The organism is Streptomyces pyxinicus (genome assembly GCF_024753135.1).
GTDB lineage: Bacteria > Actinomycetota > Actinomycetes > Streptomycetales > Streptomycetaceae > Streptomyces > Streptomyces pyxinicus.
The window spans coordinates 65,102-83,246 of sequence record NZ_JANUGP010000012.1 but is presented as its reverse complement, the minus strand read 5'-3'; the positions used below and the strand labels follow the sequence as shown (position 1 = coordinate 83,246).

Below are 18,145 nucleotides of genomic sequence, written 5' to 3'. Positions count from 1 at the left end.
GGGTATCCCGCCATGGCACACGACACCGCTCTCGTCTTCCCCGGCATGGGCCCCGTCCCGTTCGCCGAGGTGGGCCGGTTCATGGTGGCCAGCCCCTTCGCCCGGGACCTGGTCGACATCGCCGACGACGCGCTGGGCTACTCGCTCGTGGACGCCTTCCGCACCTCGCCCGGCGACTACTCCGAGGCCGCCCAGGTCGCCTTCCTCGTCAACTGCCTCGCCTGCGCCCACTGGGCCCGCGCCCACCTCGGGATCGAACCGGGCATCGTCGCCGGACCCAGCTTCGGCGAGAAGGCGGCCCTCGCTCACACCGGCGCCCTCGAACTGCCCGACGCCATCCGGCTGACCGCCGAGATCGCGCGCTGCCTGGAGGAGTACTTCGCGACGGAGCACCGGGACATCGTCACCCTGTCCTTCGTCCGTGCCCCGCGCGACGGACTCGACGCGATCCTCGCCGACCTGGACGAGGCGGGGGAGTGGCACGAGATCTCCTGCCACATCGACGACGGCTTCCTGATGGTCTCCCTGTCCGAGCACCGGGTGACCTGGATGGAGGAGCGGCTGCGCGGCATCGGCAGCCTGCCGCTGTACACCATGCGGCCGCCCATGCACGCCTCGGCGTTCCGGTCGCTGCGCGCGAAGGCCGAGCGCGAGGTGGTCTCCCGGTACACCTTCGCCGACCCGAGCCTGCCCGTCGTGGCCGACCAGGACGGCAGGGTCCTGCGCACCGGCCAGGAGGTGCGCACCATGCTGCTCGACGGCTTCGACCACCCGATGAGCTGGCCGAGCGTCACCACCGCCCTGAAGGAGGCCGGGGTACGCCGCCTGTGCGTGGCCGGACCCGACAGCCTCTTCGGCCGGGTGCCCCGCACCACCCGCACCTTCGACGTCGTCGCCGCACCGCCGCGGCTGGCGATGACCCCCCGGCGCCGGACGCGCGCCGCCTGAATCCGCCCGACCCCCTCGATTCCTTGGAGACCCTCATGTGGGACGACCGGTTCGAAGAGACAGTCCGCCCCTTCCTGCCGTTCCTCGCGCCCCGGCAGCAGCTGACGCCCGAGGACGGCCTGAAGGACCTCGGCCTCGACTCGCTCGGCACCGTGCAGCTGCTCGGCACGCTGGAGGACGCCTACCAGGTCCGCTTCCGCGACAGCGCGCTGACCATGGACACCTTCCGCACCGCCGGCGTGCTCTGGGACACCGTGCAGGGCATGCTGCACACCACCGCGAGCTGACCGGGGCGGCCACCGTGGACCCCACCATGGAAGGCACCCTGTCCGGCCGGTTCCTGCGGGGCCTCGACCTCGACCCCGACCGGCCCGCCGTGCGCGCCGACGGCACCGACACCACCTACCGCGAGCTGCACGAACGCGCCTTGGTCCTGGCCGGCTCCCTGCTGGCCGGCCTGCCCGAACCGCGGGGCGCCGTGGGCGTCCTGGCCGGCAAGGGGCCCTCGGCGTACGCCGCCCTGCTGGCCGGCCTCTACAGCGGTGTCACCGTCGTACCGCTCCAGCCCGGCTTCCCCGCCGCCCGCACCCGGCGGATGGCCGAGGTCGCCGGCGTCACCGCGCTGCTCGCCGACGACGACGCCCTGCCCGCCCTGACCGCCCTGCACACCGAGGGCGTCACCCTGCCGACCCTGTTCGCACCCGGAGGACACCCGCAGCCGGCGCTCGCCGCCGACCCGGACAGCGCCCTGAAGACCCCGATGCCCGCCCGGCCCTCCGACATCGCCTACGTCCTGTTCACCTCGGGGTCCACCGGACGGCCCAAGGGCGTGCCGGTCACCCACGCCAACACCGCGCACTACTTCGGACTGCTCGACGAGCGCTACGACTTCGGACCCGAGGACGTCTTCTCGGGCACCTTCGACCTCAACTTCGACTGCGCGATGTTCGACCTGTTCTGCGCCTGGGGCGCGGGCGCCACCCTCGTCCCCATCCCGCCCCGGGCGTACGCGCGCCTGCCGGAGTTCGCGGCCGGCCACGGCCTGACGGTGTGGTTCTCGACGCCCAGCGCGATCACCCTGGTACGGCGCACCGGCGGGCTCGGCCCGGGCGTGCTGGCGTCGCTGCGGTGGAGCTTCTTCGCGGGGGAGGCGCTCAGCCGCAGGGACGCCGAGGACTAGGCCACCGCCGCGCCGGGCGCCACGGTGGAGAACCTGTACGGCCCCACCGAACTCACCATCACCATCACCGCACAGCGCTGGACGCCGGGCCGCCACCCGAACGACATGGTGCCCATCGGCGCCGTGCACCCCGGCCACCGGACGCTGCTGCTGGACCCCTCCGGGGCGCCCGCCACCGGCGACGAGGGCGAACTGTGTGTCGCCGGACCCCAGTTGACGCCCGGCTATCTCGACCCGGCCGACGACCGGGGGCGGTTCCTGGAGCACGACGGCCACCGCTTCTACCGCACCGGCGACCGCGTGCGGCGCGCCGCCGACGGCGGCTGGATCTACCTCGGCCGCCGGGACGCCCAGGTGCAGGTGCACGGCATCCGGGTGGAACTCGCCGAGGTGGACGCCGCCGCCCGCACCTGCCCCGGCGTCGAGGACGCCGTCACCGTGGCGGTGCCCGTCGACGGCACGGTGGAACTGGCCGTCTTCCACACCGGCGCGCCCGTGCCGCCCGCCCGCCTCGCCCGCCACCTGCGCGAGACGCTGCCGGCCCCGGTCGTCCCGCGCGCCTACCACCACCTGGACGCGCTCCCCCTCAACGCCAACCGCAAGACCGACCGCAGGCAGCTCGCGTCCCGGGCCACGGCCCTGCGGTCCGCCGGGACGCCGAGCCCACACGAAAGGCGGCAGACGTCGCAGTGAACGGTCAACCCACCGCGCAGGCCCGTACCGACGCCCGGGTCCACGACCTGCTGGACGAGGCCACCGCCGAGCGGCCCGACGCCCCGGCGGTCACCGACGCCACCGGCCGCTGGACCTACCGGGAACTCGCCGGCCACAGCCACGCCGTAGACGCCTGGCTGGAGGGCCACGGCATCGGCCACGGCGACCGGGTCCTCGTCCAACTGCCCAGCACCCGCGAGCTGGTCGCCCTGCTGTACGGCACCGCCCGCCGGGGCGCCGTCCTCGTCCCCGTCAACACCGGCATGAAGGACTTCCACCTGCGGGCGGTCGTCGAGAACTCCGAGCCCGCCCTCGTCGTCGTCCCCGACACCGCCGTGCGGCGCATCACCGCCCTCGCCGACGGCGTGCCGGTGCTCGGACTCGGCGAGGCCTGGCAGGGCATCACCTCCCTGCGCGCCCGGGGCGTGCACTCCGGTGGCGCCGAGGTGACGCCCGGGGACATCGCCGTCCTCGTCTACACCTCCGGCTCCACCGCCGCCCCGAAGGCGGTGATCTGCCCGCACGGCGCCATGGTCTTCGCCACCGAGGCCATCAACCTCGAACTCGGCTACCGCCCCGACGACGTGGTGTTCTGCCGCTTCCCCATCTCCTGGGACTACGGCCTCTACAAGGTGCTGCTCACCGCGGCCGGGCGCAGCGAACTCGTGCTGGCCGACGGCGAGTCCGACCTGGTGCTGCTGCGCCGCATCCGGGAGACCGGGGCCACCGTCGTCCCCATCGTGCCGTCGCTGGCCACCATGATCTGCGCCCTCGCCGCACGCGACCCCGGCCGCGAGTCCCGGGTGCGCATGTTCACCAACACCGGTGCCGCGCTGCCGAAGTCCACCGCCGACGGGCTGCGCGCCGCGTTCCCCGGCGCCGAGGTGGTCGTCCAGTTCGGGCAGACCGAGTGCAAGCGGGTCTCCGTGCTGCCGCCCGCCCACCAGGACGCCAAGCCCGACTCGGTCGGCCGCCCGCTGCCCGGCACCCGCGCCTTCGCCGTGGACGAGGACGGCCACCCGCTGCCGCCGCACCGGACCGGCGAGATCGTGGTCGAGGGCCCGCACGTCATGCCCGGCTACTGGCGGGCGCCCGAGCAGACCGCCCGCGCCTTCCGGCGCGCGCCCGACGGCGGACTGCGCCTGCACACCGGCGACTTCGGCCATGTGGACGAGGACGGCTTCCTGTACTACGAGGGCCGCCGCGACGACATGTTCAAGCACAAGGGCGTCCGGATGAGCACCACCGAGATCGAGAGCGCCGCCATGGACGTCCCCGGTGTCCGCGCCGCGGCCGTCGTCCCGCCCGCCGAGGGCCGCGCGCTCGCGGTGTTCGCCGAGGGCGACATCGATCCGCACACCCTGCTCAAGGAGCTGTCGCTGCGCCTGGAGCCCGCCAAGGTGCCCGCCGTGAGCCGGGTCGTGGACGAGCTGCCGCTGACCCCGCACGGCAAGCACGACCGCAAGCGACTCGCCCGCCTCCTGGAAGGAACCGCCCCGTGACCGCCCCCGAGGAACTCGCCGGGCGCTTCGGCACCCCGGCCTACGTCTACGACCTGGACCGGGTGGCGGCGGCCCGCGACGACCTGTTCGCCGCGCTGCCCGAGCAGGTCGAGGTGTTCTACGCCGCCAAGGCCAACCCGCACCCCGAACTCCTGCGCGAACTGCGGGCGGGCGGCACCCGCGGCTGCCGTGCCGAGATCAGCTCCGTCGGCGAACTCGACGCGGCCCTGCGCGCCGGCTTCCCCGGCGACCGGATCCTCTACACCGGCCCCGCCAAGACCACCGAGGAGATCACCGAGGCCCTCACCCGGGGCGTCCGCCTGTTCTCCACCGAGTCCCCCGGCGACCTGCGCCGCGTCGGCGAGAGCGCCCTCGAACTGGGCCTCACCGCCGACTGCCTGCTCCGCGTCAACAACGCCACCGGCGCCGCCGCCACCAGCATCCGCATGACCGGCGTACCCTCCCAGTTCGGCTTCGACAGCGAGACCCTGCCCGCCCTCGCCGCCGACCTGCGCGAGGTCCCCGGCACCACCCTCGCCGGACTGCACTTCTTCCCGCTCAGCAGCGCCAAGGACGAGGCCAGCCTGATCGCCGAGTTCCGGCACACGATCGCCTGCGCCGCCGCCCTCCAGGAGAGCCTCGGCGTCACCTTCCGCTTCCTCGACATCGGCGGCGGATTCGCCTCCCCCTACGCGGTCCAGGGCGAGCGGCCCGTCTACGGCACCCTGCGCGCCGCCCTCACCGAGGCACTGGACGCGCACTTCCCCGGCTGGCGCGCCGGCGCCCCCCAGGTGGCCTGCGAGTCCGGCCGCTACCTGGTCGCCGACAGCGGCACCCTGCTCACGAGCGTCGTCAATGTCAAGGACAGCCGCGACCAGCGCTATGTGCTGCTGGACGCCGGCATCAACACCTTCGGCGGCATGTCCGGACTCGGCCGCATCATGCCCGTCTCCGTGGAACCGCACGAGTCCACCGGCGCCGACGGTGTTCCGGCCAACCTCGCCGGACCGCTGTGCACCCCGGGCGACCTGCTCGGCCGGAACGTGCCGCTGCCCGACCCGGCACCGGACGACCTGCTCACCGTGCCCAACGCCGGCGCCTACGGGCCCACCGCCAGCCTGCTGATGTTCCTCGGCCGGCCCGCGCCCGCCGAGATCGTCGTACGCGGCGACGCCCTGGTCTCGGTCTCCCGCATCGAGCACACCCGCACCTACGACCACGGACAGGCCCTGTGATGAGCCCCTTCCCGACCACCCCCGACCCCGGCGCCCGGCCCGTCCTGGTGGCCGGCGGCATCTCCGACTCCCACACCTGGAACCTCGTCTACCTGCACCTCCTGCTGGAGGAGCACGGGCAGCGCGTGGTCAACCTCGGGCCCTGCGTCCCCGAGGACCTGCTCATCGCCGAGGCCCTGCACAGGCGCCCCGCGCTCATCGTGGTCAGCAGCGTCAACGGCCACGGCTACCACGACGGCATGCGCACCGTCGCCCGGCTGCGCGAGCACCCCGAACTCGACGCCGTGCCCGTGGTCATCGGCGGCAAGCTCGGCATCGAGGGGCCTCCCGGCGAGGAGGAGGTGGCCGCGCTGCGCGCCGCCGGCTACGACGCGGTGTTCGACGACAGCCCCGCCGGTGTCGCCGCCTTCCGGCGGACGCTGGCGGCGCTGCCGCAGCGGGCCCTGGTGTGAGCGGCGTCGGGTTCGGCGCGTTCGTGCGCCGGGCCCACGACGCCGGCCGGCTGGTGGTCCAGCCCCGGATGGGCATGAGCAGCCCGGAACGGATGCGGGCCGGGCTGCTCGCCACCCGGGACACCGCCGCGACCACCGTCGGCACCATCACCCTGGACAGCTACACCCGCGTCGGTGACCTGGACTCCGCCCGACTGGCCGTCCTGGAGGGCGTGCCGCTCAACGGCTACCCGATCGCCGGCCACGAGAGAGCCACCACCCGCGCCGTCCTCGACGGCATCCACGGCCCCGGCTTCCCGGTCCAGGTCCGGCACGGCTCGGCCGCCCCGCAGCACATCTTCCGCGCCCTGACCGCCGTCGGCCTGGACGCCTCCGAGGGCGGCCCGGTCTCCTACTGCCTGCCCTACGGCCGGGTCCCGCTGCGCGACTCCGTCGGCCACTGGCGGGCGTCCTGCGAACTGCTCGCCGCTCTGCGCGATTCGGGCGCCGAACCGCACCTGGAGACCTTCGGCGGCTGCATCCTCGGCCAGCTCTGCCCGCCCGGCCTGCTCGTCGCGGTCAGTGTCCTGGAGGCGATGTTCTTCCACCGGCACGGCATCCGCAGCATTTCGGTGAGTTACGCCCAGCAGACCGATCCGCGCCAGGACGCGGAAGCCGTCGCCGCGTTGCGCACCCTGTGCGCGCGCTTCCTCCCGCACACCGAATGGCACGTCGTCGTCTACGCCTACATGGGACTGTTCCCGGAAACCGAGCACGGCGCCTACGCGTTGCTCGGAAAAGCGGCCGAACTCGCCGTCGCCAGCGGTTCGGAACGGCTCATCGTGAAAACCGTCGCGGAATCCCGCCGTATTCCGACCGTCGCCGAGAACGTCGCCGCGCTGGAACACGCGGCGGCCGTCGCCGCCCGCACCGCCCGCGCCCCCCTGGAGGGCACCGGCACGCAGACGTACGCCGAGGCAACTGCCCTGGTGGAGGCGGTGTTGGCGTTGGACGACGACCTCGGCCGGGCCCTGTTGACGGCGTTCGCCACCGGATGCCTGGACGTGCCCTACTGTCTGCATCCCGACAACGCCGGATTCAGCCGGAGTTACATCGACGCGGACGGCCGGCTGTGCTGGTCCGACATCGGAAAGATGCCCCTGACCGGGATAGCCGACGTCCGCCCCGCCCGGGCCATCACCTCCGACGAACTGCTCGGCGCGCTGTCCCATGTCCGCCGTCGCTACGACCGCTACGACCAAGGTGAACCGGCCGTTCTGTAACCGGCCCACCCCTAGGGGTGCTTAAGGGTGTGGCCTTTCCGAGGCCGTCACTAGCGTGGGGAAAAAGGTGAGGAGAACCGGTGTCGGCCGAAAGTGGAGATGCGTGGATGAACGGGCCCGGATCCGATTCAGCCCTGGGACGACGGCTCGCCGGGACCGTCCCCGCCCGTCGGCGCAGGCTGGTCACCGAACTGGTGCGCACGGCCGCCACCGAGGCGATCGAGGCGGCCCGGCCGGGGACGGTGGACGCGCTCGACGCGGACACCCCGTTCGCCGCGCAGGGCCTCGACTCGCTCGCCGCGGTCGACCTGCACCGCCGGCTGACCGAACGCACCGGCCTGGACCTGCCGGTCGGCCTCGCCTACGACTGCCCCACCGTCCACGACCTGACCGACCGGCTGCTCGCCGAGGTCCACGGCACCCCGGCGAAGCGGCCCGAGGCGCCGCAGGCCGGCCGCGCGGCCGACGACGAGCCGATCGCCGTCGTCGGCATCGGCTGCCGCTTCCCCGGCGGCATCGACACCCCCGAGGCGCTGTGGCGGCTGCTCACCGAGGGCGGCGACGTGCTGTCCGGCTTCCCGCGCGACCGCGGCTGGGACCTCGACGCCCTCTACGATGAGGACCCCGAAGTACCCGGCAGCTCCTACGTCCGCCACGGCGGATTCCTCGACACCGCCACCGGATTCGACGCCGACTTCTTCGGCATCAGCCCCCGCGAGGCACTGGGCATGGACCCCCAGCAGCGGCTCGTGCTGGAGACCTCCTGGCAGGCCCTGGAGGACGCCGGCATCGACCCGGCCGGGCTGCGCGGCACCCCGGCCGGCATGTTCTTCGGCGCCGAGGTCCAGGAGTACGGGCCCCGCCTGCACGACGCCCCGGACGGCCTCGACGCCTACCTGCTGGCCGGCAACACCTCCAGCGTCATCTCCGGCCGCGTCGCCTACGTCCTGGGCGCCGAAGGACCGGCCGTCACCGTCGACACCGCCTGCTCCGGCTCGCTGGTCGCCGTCCACCTGGCGTGCCGCTCTCTGCGCCAGGGGGAGTCCACGCTCGCGCTCGCGGGCGGCGTCGCCGTCATGGGCGGCCCCGGCGTGTTCACCGCCTTCAGCCGGCAGCGGGGCCTCGCCCCCGACGGACGCTGCAAGGCGTTCGCCGCCGCGGCCGACGGCACCGGCTTCGCCGAGGGCGTCGGCGTCCTCGTCCTGGAACGGCTGAGCGACGCCCGCCGGGCCGGACACCGGGTCCTGGCCGTCGTCCGGGGCAGCGCCGTCAACTCCGACGGCGCCTCCAACGGCCTCACCGCGCCCAACGGCACCGCGCAGCAACGGCTGATCCGGCAGGCCCTCGCCGACGCCGGACTCGCTCCGGCGGACGTCGACCTGGTCGAGGCGCACGGCACCGGCACCCGGCTCGGCGACCCCATCGAGGCCACCGCCCTGCTCGCCGTCTACGGCCAGGACCGTGCCGAACCGCTGCGGCTGGGCTCCGTCAAGTCCAACCTCGGACACACCCAGGCCGCCTCCGGCGTCGCCGGGATGATCAAGGCGATCCTCGCCCTGCGGCACGGCGAGATCCCGGCGACCCTGCACGTCGACGCCCCCACCCCGGCCGTCAACTGGTCCTCCGGCGCCGTGGAACTCGTCACCGCACGGCAGACCTGGCCCGACACCGGCCGGGTACGGCGGGCCGGCGTGTCCTCGTTCGGCGTAAGCGGCACCAACGCGCACGTCATCCTGGAGCAGCCGGAACCCGCCCCCACCGACACGGACAGCCACCCGGAGCCGGTCGCCGGCGCCCCGCTGCCCTTCCTCCTGTCCGCACGCGGAACGGCGGCCCTGCGCGCCCGCGCCGCCGACCTGCTGCCCCTGCTCGACGCCACCGACCCGCTGGACCTCGCCCACTCCCTGGCCACCACCCGGACCGCCCTGCCCGACCGCGCCGTCCTCGTCGCCGCCGACCGCACCGAACTCCGGTCCCTCCTGGCCGACCTGGCCTCCGGAGCCACCCCGCCCACCGCCCGCGCCGACGGCGAACTCGGCTTCCTGTTCACCGGGCAGGGCAGCCAGCGGCTCGGCATGGGCCGCGAACTCGCCGCCACCCAACCGGCGTTCGCCGACGCCCTGGACGAGATCTGCGCCCACTTCGACCTCCAGCTCGAACACCCGCTGCGGGACGTCCTGTTCGCGGAGCCCGGGGGCCCCGAGGACGGGCTGCTGCACCGCACCGAGTACGCGCAGCCCGCCCTCTTCGCCGTCGAAGTCGCCCTGTACCGCCTGCTGGAGAGCTGGGGCCTCACCCCCGACCAGCTCGCCGGGCACTCCGTCGGCGAGATCGCCGCCGCCCATGTCGCCGGTGTGCTCACCCTCCAGGACGCCACCATCCTGGTCGCCGCGCGCGGCCGGCTCATGCAGCGGCTCCCCGAGGGGGGTGCCATGATCGCGGTCCGCGCCCCCGAGGCGGAGGTCGCGCCGCTGCTCACGCCGCGCACCGGGATCGCCGCCGTCAACGGGCCCGCCGCCGTGGTCGTCTCCGGGGACGCGGCCGACGTGGAGCGCATCGCCGCGGACCTCGCCGCCCGCGGTCACGACACCAAGCGGCTGCGGGTGAGCCACGCTTTCCACTCGCCGCTGATGGAACCGATGCTGGCCGAGTTCCGGCGCGTCGTCCACGTCCTGGACTACGCCGAGCCGGCGCTGCCCGTGGTCTCCACCGTCACCGGCGCGCCCGTCAGCACCGAACTGTGCGACCCCGAGTACTGGGTGGAGCACGTCCGCGCCCGGGTCCGCTTCCACGATGCCGTGCGCGCCCTCGCCGGCGCCGGGGTGCGCACGTTCCTGGAGGTCGGCCCGGACGCCGTCCTGTCCGCCATGGGCCCCGACTGCGCCGACACGCCCGGCACCGCGTTCCTGCCGGTGCTGCGGCGCGAGCGGCCCGAGACCCGCGAGGCCCTGACCGCACTCGCCGCCGCCCACGCCCGGGGCGTCCCCGTCGACTGGCGGCGGCACTTCGACGGGCTCGGCGGCCGGCGCGTCGACCTGCCCCGCTACCCCTTCCAGCGGCGCCGGTTCTGGCTGGAGCAGCGCGCCGCCACCGACGCCACGGGCCTCGGCCAGCTCCCGGCCGGCCATCCGCTGCTGGCGGCCGTGGTCGCCGTCGGCGCCGAGGGCGTCGTCCTCACCGGACGGCTGTCCACCCGTACCCAGCCGTGGCTCGCCGACCACGTCATCGCCGGGCGGGTGCTCTTCCCCGGCACCGGGTTCGTGGAACTCGCCCTGCGCGCGGGAGGTCACGTCGGCGCGCTCGGCCTGGAGGAACTGACCCTGGGCGCCCCGCTCGTGCTCGGCGCCGAGGAGGACGTCGCCGTACAGGTCGCCGTCGGCGAACCGGACGGCACCGGACGCCGGAGCGTCACCGTCCACACCCGCGCCGACGCATCCGCCGCCTGGACGCGGCACGCGGCGGGCGTCCTGACCACCGCTGCCTCCGTGCCGCCGGCCGGCCTCGACGCCTGGCCGCCCGAGGGCGCCCGACCGCTCGACACCGAGGGCGTCTACGCGAATCTCGCCGACCAGGGCTACGGCTACGGGCCCGCCTTCCAGGGGCTGCGCGCCGCCTGGCGGCACGGTGACGAGGTGTACGCCGAGGTCGCCCTGCCCGGACCGGCCGCCGCCGAGGCCACCGGGTTCGGTCTGCACCCGGCGCTGCTCGACGCCGCCCTGCACGCCGCCGACCTCGACACGCCGGCCCGCCCCGAGGTGCTGGTGCCGTTCGCCTGGACCGGCGTCACCCTGCACGCCACCGGCGCGTCCGCCCTGCGGGTGCGGATCACCCGGCGCGGCGCCGACACCCTCGCCCTGCGCCTCGCCGACCCCACCGGCGCCCCCGTGGCCGACATCGAGGGCCTCACCTCCCGCCCCGTACCGGCGAGCGACGTCCTGTACGGGGTGCGGTGGACGCCGTACCCCCGGCCGGCCGGCGTCGAACCTCTCCGGGTCGCGGTCCTGGACGGCGACCCCGACACCTCGGCGGACGCGGTGGCGCACCTGGTGCCCGGCCCCGCGATTGCCGCCGCCGGCGCGGCCCGCGACCACGTCCTCGGCGTGCTGGGACTGCTGCGCACCTGGCAGACGGACGAGCGTCTCACCGGCGCCCGGCTGGTCGTCGTCACCCCGCCCGACAGCCCCGCGCACGCGGCCGTCCGCGGCCTGGTGCGCTCCGCCCAGGCCGAGAACCCCGGCCGGTACGTCCTCGTCGAGCACGACGCCGTGCCGCCGGATGCCGACCTGCGCGCGATCCTCGCCACGGGTGAGCCCGAACTCTCCTTGCAGGATGGCAAGTTGAGCGTCCCGCGACTCGCCGTCCAGCCCCCTGAGGAGCCCGCACCCGTCGCCGACTGGGGCACCGTCCTCGTCACCGGCGGCACCGGCGGCCTCGGCGCACTGCTCGCCCGGCACCTGGTGACCGCCCACGGTGTACGCAGCCTGCTGCTGGCCGGACGCCGGGGTGCGGCGCCCGGACTGGAGGCTGAGCTGGCCTCGTTGGGCGCCGAGGTCACCGTCGCCGCCTGCGACGTCGGGGACCGTGACGCGCTGCGCCGGCTGCTCGCGAAGCACCCCGTCGACTCCGTCGTGCACGCGGCCGGCACCGTGCGCGACGGCATCGTGGACAGCCTCACCGACGAGATGGTGGACGAGGTGTTCCACGCCAAGGCGCTCGGCGCCTGGCACCTGCACGAGCTGACCCGGGATCGCGACCTCGCCCACTTCGTGCTGTTCTCCTCCCTCGCCGCCGTCCTCGACGGCCCCGGTCAGGGCAACTACGCCGCCGCCAACGCCTACCTGGACGCCCTCGCCGCCCACCGCGCCGCCCTCGGGCTGCCCGCCACCGCGCTCGCCTGGGGCCTGTGGGACACCGGCAGCGGCATGGGCGCCGCCCTGGACGACGCGGCCCGGCAGCGCATCGCCGGGTACGGCGTCCCCGGCCTCACCGCCGAACGTTCCCTGCGCCTGTTCGACGCCGCCCTCCGCTCCCGCGCGCCGCACCTGCTACCCGTGCAGCTCGACACCGCCGCCGTACGGCGCCGCCCCGACGGCATACCGCCCCTGCTCACCGGCCTCGTCCGGCCCACCGCGCCACCTGCCGCGCCCGCCGCCACGGGCGGGCGTCTCGCCGAGCTGCCCGCCGCCGACCGCGAGCGCGCCGTCCTCACCCTGGTGCGCACCGAGGTGGCGGCCGTCCTGCGCCACGACGGCCCCTCCGCCATCGACCCCGGCCGCGCCTTCACCGACCTCGGCTTCGACTCGCTCGCGGCCGTCGAACTGCGCAACCGGCTCACCACCGCGACCGGGCTGCGGCTGCCCGCCACCCTCGTCTTCGACCACCCCACCTCCCACGCCCTCGCCGACCACATCCGCGCCACCGTCTTCGGCACCGACACCGACACCGACACCGGCCCCGGCACCCGGCACGCACCCGTCCGGCGGGCCGAGGACGACGACCCGATCGTGATCGTCGGCATGAGCTGCCGCTACCCGGGCGGGGTGCGCTCCCCGGAGGACCTGTGGCGGCTCGTCGCCGACGGAGTCGACGCGGTGGGCGGGTTCCCGGCCGACCGCGGCTGGGACGCCGACGCGCTCTACGACCCGGAGCCCGGCACCCCCGGCCGCACCTACACCCGTGAGGGCGCCTTCCTGTACGACGCGGCCGAGTTCGACGCCGGCTTCTTCGGCATCGGCCCCCGCGAGGCCACCGCCATGGACCCCCAGCAGCGGCTGCTGCTGGAGGTGTCCTGGGAGGCGCTGGAGCGTTCCGCCATCGACCCGCAGCGGCTGCGCGGCTCCCGCACCGGTGTGTTCGCGGGCGTCATGTACCACGACTACGGCACCTGGCTCGCCGAGGTGCCCGACGACCTCGCCGCCTACCTCGGCAACGGCAGCCTCGGCAGCGTCGTCTCCGGCCGCGTCGCCTACGCTCTCGGACTGGAGGGCCCGGCGGTCACCGTGGACACCGCCTGCTCCTCCTCGCTGGTCACCCTGCACCTGGCCGCGCAGGCGCTGCGGCAGGGGGAGTGCGACCTCGCCCTGGCCGGCGGTGTCACCGTCATGTCCACGCCGGACACCTTCGTCGACTTCGCCCGGCAGCGCGGCCTCGCCGCCGACGGCCGCTGCAAGTCCTTCGCCCAGGGCGCGGACGGCACCGGCTGGGGCGAGGGCGTCGGCGTCCTGGTCGTGGAACGCCTCTCCGACGCCCGCCGCCACGGCCACCAGGTCCTCGCCGTCGTCCGCGGCTCCGCCGTCAACTCCGACGGCGCCTCCAACGGGCTCACCGCCCCCAACGGCCCCTCCCAGCAGCGCGTCATCCGCGCCGCCCTGGCCGCCGCCGGGCTCACCCCGGCCGACGTCGACGCCGTCGAGGCCCACGGCACCGGCACCACCCTCGGCGACCCCATCGAGGCGGGGGCCCTGCTCGCCACCTACGGCCAGGACCGCGCCGAGCCGCTCTGGCTGGGCTCCGTCAAGTCGAACATGGGGCACACCCAGGCCGCCGCCGGCGTCGCCGGGATCATCAAGATGGTGCTGGCGATGCGCCACGGCGAACTGCCGCGCACCCTGCACGTGGACGAGCCGTCCCACCAGGTCGACTGGAGCGCCGGTGCCGTGGCCCTGCTCACCGAGCGGCGGCCGTGGCCCGCCACCGGCCGGGCACGGCGGGCCGGGGTGTCCTCGTTCGGGATCAGCGGCACCAACGCCCATGTGATCCTGGAGGAGTTCACCGCCCCCGAGTCCCCGGAGCCCGACCCCGCCGCCCGCCCGCCGGTGCTGGCCCTCCCGGTCTCCGCCCGCTCGCCCGAGTCGCTGCGCGGCCAGGCCCGCCGCCTGCTCGACCTGACCGGCACCGACCCGGCCGACCTCGGTCCGGCCCTGGCCACCACCCGCGCGACGCACCCGCACCGCGCCGTCGTCCTCGCCACCGGCGCCGGGCAGGCGGCCGCCGCCCTGGACGCCCTGGCCCACGGCACCGACGCACCCGGACTCCTCGTCACCGGCTCCGCAACCGACGGCGGCCTCGCCTACCTGTTCTCCGGCCAGGGCGCCCAGCGTCCGGGCATGGGCCGCGACTGGTACGACGCCTTCCCCGTCTACGCCGAGCACTTCGACCGCGCCGCCGCCCTCTTCGACAAACACCTCGAACGGCCGCTGGCCGACGTCGTGTTCGGGGACGACACCGAGACCCTGGAGCGCACCGCCTACACCCAGGCCGCCCTGTTCACCACCCAAGTCGCCCTCTACCGGCTGCTGGAGTCCTTCGGGCTGCGCCCCGACCTGCTGGCCGGCCACTCCGTCGGCGAGTTCGCCGCCGCGCACGCCGCCGGCGTCTGGTCCTTGCAGGACGCCGTCACCGCCGTCGCCGCCCGGGGCCGGCTGATGGGCGCCCTTCCCGAGGGCGGCGCCATGATCGCCGTACCGGCCACCGAGGACGAGGTCGCCCCGCTGCTCGGCGACCGGGCCGGGCTCGCCGCCGTCAACGGACCGCGTGCCGTGGTGATCTCCGGCGACGAGGACGCCGTCACCGAGGTCGCCGCGCACTTCGCCAACACCCGCAGGCTGCGCGTCTCGCACGCCTTCCACTCGCCCCGCATGGAACCTGTGCTGGACTCCATCCGCGAGGTCATGGCCGGCCTCACGGCGGCCGAACCGGCCGTGCCGATCGTCTCCACCCTCACCGGCGCCCCGGCCACCACCGCCGAACTGGGCTCCGCCGACTACTGGGTACGGCACGTGCGCGGCACCGTGCGCTTCGCCGACGCCGTCACCACCCTGGCCGCCCGGGGCGCCGACACCTTCCTCGAACTCGGTGCCGCGCCCGTCCTCACCGCGCTGGGCCCGGACTGCCTGCCCGACGCCGAGGACACCGCGTTCGTGGCCGCCGCCCGCAAGGACACCGCGCCGCTGCCCGCGCTGCTCGCCGCCCTGGCCGCCGTCCACACCCGCGGCTCGGACGTCGACTGGGCGGTGCTGTACGGCACGTACGCCGGCCGCCGGGTCGACCTGCCCACCTACGCCTTCGACCACCGCCGTCACTGGCTGCCCACGCCGGCGGTGGCCGCCGGGGACGCGGCCGGACACGGCCTCGCCGCCGTGGACCACCCGCTGCTCAGCGCCCGCCTCGACCTCCCCGGCGACGCCGGGACCCTGCTCACCGGCCGGGTCTCCACCACCACCCACCCCGTCCTCGCCGAACACGCGGTCCTGGGCACGGTGTTGGTGCCCGGCGCCGCCCTGGTCGACCTCGCCCTGTACGCCGGACACCTCACCGGGCGCCCCGCCCTGGAGGAACTGACCCTCCAGGCGCCGCTCGTGCTGGACGGCGACACCGCCGTACACCTCCGGGTCGCGACCCGCGCCGACGGCACCGTGGAGATCCACTCCCGCGCCGAGGACGCCCCCGCCGACGACCCCTGGACCCGGCACGCCGCCGGCACCCTCACCGACACCGCCGCCGAGCCCGGCTCCCTGTCCGGCGCCTGGCCGCCGGCCGGTGCCGTCCCCCTCGACGTCACCGGCCTCTACCCCCGCCTGCACAGCGAGGGTTACGACTACGGCCCCGTCTTCCAGGGCGTACGGGCCGCCTGGCGGCACGGCGGCACCCTGCTCGCCGACCTCGAACTCCCCGACAGCGCCCGCCAGGACGCCGCCCGGCACACCCTCCACCCGGCGCTGCTGGACTCCGCCCTGCACGTCACCTCGCTGGCGGACACCGAGCAGGCCCCCGGCGCGGACGGCGCACTCGCCCTGCCCTTCGCCTGGACCGGAGTCGCCTCGCACGCGCCGGCCTCCCTCGCCGCCCGCGTCCGGGTCACCCCCGGCGCCGACGGCACCCGCATCGAGCTGGCGGACACCGGGGGCCGGCCGCTGGCCACCGTCGCGTCCTACGCCACCCGGCCCGTCACCGCCGACCGGCTGGCCCCACGCCGCGGGCGGCACCTGTACACCGTCACCGGCGAACCGCTGCCGCCTGCCGCCGGCCGCCCCGACCGCCGTACCTGGGCGGTGCTCGGCGACGACGACCTCGGACTCGGCGCCCCCCTCCACCCCCGCCTGGACGCGCTCGGCACCACCGTGCCGGACGCCGTCATCCTGCCCGTCACCGCCCCGCGCGCCGAAGGCGGCCAACTGCCGGGCGCCGTGCGGACGGTGCTGGCCCGCACCCTGGAGGCGCTGCGGGCGTGGACGGCCGACGAGCGGTACACCGGATCGGTGCTGGTCGTCCTCGCCGGGGGCGCGCTCGCCGACGCGCCGGTGCGGGGGCTGGTGCGGGCCGCGCAGGCCGAGGATCCCGGCCGGATCCTGCTCGTCACCCGGTCCGGGCCCGACACCGCCGTACCGGACCGGGCCGCGCTCGCCGCCCTGCTCGACTCCGGGGAACCGGAGGTGCGGTGGAGCGACGGCCGGGCGTACGCACCCCGGCTGGTCCGCGCCGAGGACACCGACGCGCCCGCGCCGCGGCGGCCCTGGGGCACCGTGCTGATCACCGGCGGCACCGGCGGGCTCGGCGCCCTGGTCGCCCGCCACCTGGCCACCCGGCACGGCGTCACCCGCCTGGTGCTGGCCGGCCGCCGCGGCCCCGGGGCACCCGGCGCGGCACAACTCCAGCACGAGCTGAGGGAGTCGGGCGCGACGGCGGAGGTCGTCGCCTGTGACGTCTCCGACCGTGCCGCGCTCGCCGCGCTGCTCGCCGCCCACCCCGTCGACAGCGTCGTCCACACCGCCGGCGTCCTGGACGACGGCCTCGTCACGTCCCTCACGCCGGCCCGCCTGGACACCGTGCTGCGGCCCAAGGCGGACGCCGCCTGGCACCTGCACGAGCTGACCCGGGACCGGGACCTCGCCCACTTCGTGCTGTTCTCCTCGGCCGCCGGCACCCTCGACGCCTCCGGCCAGGGCAACTACGCCGCCGCCAACGTCTTCCTCGACGCCCTCGCCGCCCACCGCGCCGCTCTCGGCCTGCCCGCCACCTCCCTGGCCTGGGGCCTGTGGTCGGGCGGCGGCATGGGCGCCGGCCTGGACACCGCCGAGGTCCAGCGGATCGCCCGCTCCGGCATCGGCGCGCTCGACCCCGGCGAGGGGCTGGAGCTGTTCGACGCGGCCGTGGCGTCCGGCAGCCCGGCCCTGGTGCCGGTACGCCTCGACACCGCCGCCCTGCGCAGGCGCGGCGACGACGTCCCGGCCGTCCTGCGCACCCTCGCCGGCGCCGGCGCCCGCCCCGCCCGCGACGACCGGGCCCGCACGCTCGGCGAACGGCTCGCCGAACTGCCCGCCGCCGACCACGCGCACACCGTGCTGGAGGCGGTCCGTACCGAGGTCGCCGCCGTCCTCGGTCATGCCGGGCCCGCCGCCGTGGAACCGCGCCGCGCCTTCACCGACCTCGGTTTCGACTCGCTCGCCGCCGTCGAACTGCGCAACCGCCTGAACGCGGTGAGCGGACTGCGCCTGCCCGCCACCTCGATCTTCGACCACCCCACGCCCGCCGCACTCGCCGGCCACCTCCTCGAACGGCTGCTGCCGGAACCGCGGGACCCCGAGCCGGCCGCCGCCACACCCGGCGACGACGCGCTCGGCGCCCTCATCTCCCGTATCCCCGTCGCTCGCATCCGCGCGGCCGGCCTGCTCGACGGCCTCCTCGCACTGTCCGAGCCCGTCACCGCCACCGCGCCCGCCGACCCGGTGCTGGACATCAAGTCCATGGCCGTCGCCGACCTGGTACGTGCCGCGCTCGACCGCAGCGGCGGCACGTGATCCCACCCCGGTGCCGGCCGACGCGCCGCGTCCGGCACCCGGTCACCACCCCACCG

At 75.5% G+C, this 18,145-nt stretch carries 7 protein-coding genes and 1 pseudogene; all 8 read left to right on the top strand.

Going from position 1 to position 18,145, the window contains the following annotated elements; genetic code table 11:
• Positions 1 to 12 precede the first annotated feature (12 nt).
• The 8 genes and pseudogenes from NX794_RS17870 (at position 13) to NX794_RS17835 (ending at position 18,089) form a co-directional block, all read left to right on the top strand.
• A complete protein-coding gene (locus tag NX794_RS17870) occupies positions 13 to 948 on the top strand; it encodes an ACP S-malonyltransferase (RefSeq protein WP_258779549.1) in 936 nt (311 codons plus the stop codon).
• A gap of 35 nt (positions 949 to 983) precedes the next feature.
• Positions 984 to 1,235 (top strand): phosphopantetheine-binding protein, encoded by a 252-nt coding sequence (locus NX794_RS17865; protein WP_258779548.1) that lies wholly within the window; start codon positions 984 to 986, stop codon positions 1,233 to 1,235.
• 26 nt (positions 1,236 to 1,261) lie between these two features.
• Positions 1,262 to 2,821 (top strand): annotated as a pseudogene (locus tag NX794_RS17860) (amino acid adenylation domain-containing protein).
• Positions 2,818 to 4,344 (top strand): AMP-binding protein, encoded by a 1,527-nt coding sequence (locus NX794_RS17855; protein ID WP_258779547.1) that lies wholly within the window; start codon positions 2,818 to 2,820, stop codon positions 4,342 to 4,344. Before NX794_RS17860 ends, NX794_RS17855 begins: the two are co-directional and overlap by 4 nt.
• Positions 4,341 to 5,579 (top strand): type III PLP-dependent enzyme domain-containing protein, encoded by a 1,239-nt coding sequence (locus NX794_RS17850; RefSeq protein WP_258779546.1) that lies wholly within the window; start codon positions 4,341 to 4,343, stop codon positions 5,577 to 5,579. Before NX794_RS17855 ends, NX794_RS17850 begins: the two co-directional genes overlap by 4 nt.
• Entirely contained in the window at positions 5,579 to 6,031 is a 453-nt protein-coding gene (locus tag NX794_RS17845) for a cobalamin B12-binding domain-containing protein (protein ID WP_258779545.1), read from the top strand. The genes NX794_RS17850 and NX794_RS17845 overlap by 1 nt, the downstream gene beginning before the upstream one ends.
• Entirely contained in the window at positions 6,028 to 7,293 is a 1,266-nt protein-coding gene (locus NX794_RS17840; protein ID WP_258779544.1) for a methylaspartate mutase, read from the top strand. Before NX794_RS17845 ends, NX794_RS17840 begins: the two co-directional genes overlap by 4 nt.
• 107 nt (positions 7,294 to 7,400) lie before the next feature.
• Complete coding sequence (locus tag NX794_RS17835; RefSeq protein ID WP_258779543.1) at positions 7,401 to 18,089, top strand: type I polyketide synthase; 10,689 nt, start codon at positions 7,401 to 7,403, stop codon at positions 18,087 to 18,089.
• The last annotated feature ends 56 nt before the right edge of the window (positions 18,090 to 18,145 follow it).

What these genes read in the sequence shown, in the direction of transcription:
- NX794_RS17845 (WP_258779545.1), top strand. Translation starts at nt 5,579, where the DNA reads ATGAGCCCCTTCCCGACCACCCCCGACCCCGGCGCCCGGCCCGTCCTG.
- NX794_RS17870 (WP_258779549.1), top strand. Translation starts at nt 13, where the DNA reads ATGGCACACGACACCGCTCTCGTCTTCCCCGGCATGGGCCCCGTCCCG.
- NX794_RS17835 (WP_258779543.1), top strand. Translation starts at nt 7,401, where the DNA reads ATGAACGGGCCCGGATCCGATTCAGCCCTGGGACGACGGCTCGCCGGG.
- NX794_RS17865 (WP_258779548.1), top strand. Translation starts at nt 984, where the DNA reads ATGTGGGACGACCGGTTCGAAGAGACAGTCCGCCCCTTCCTGCCGTTC.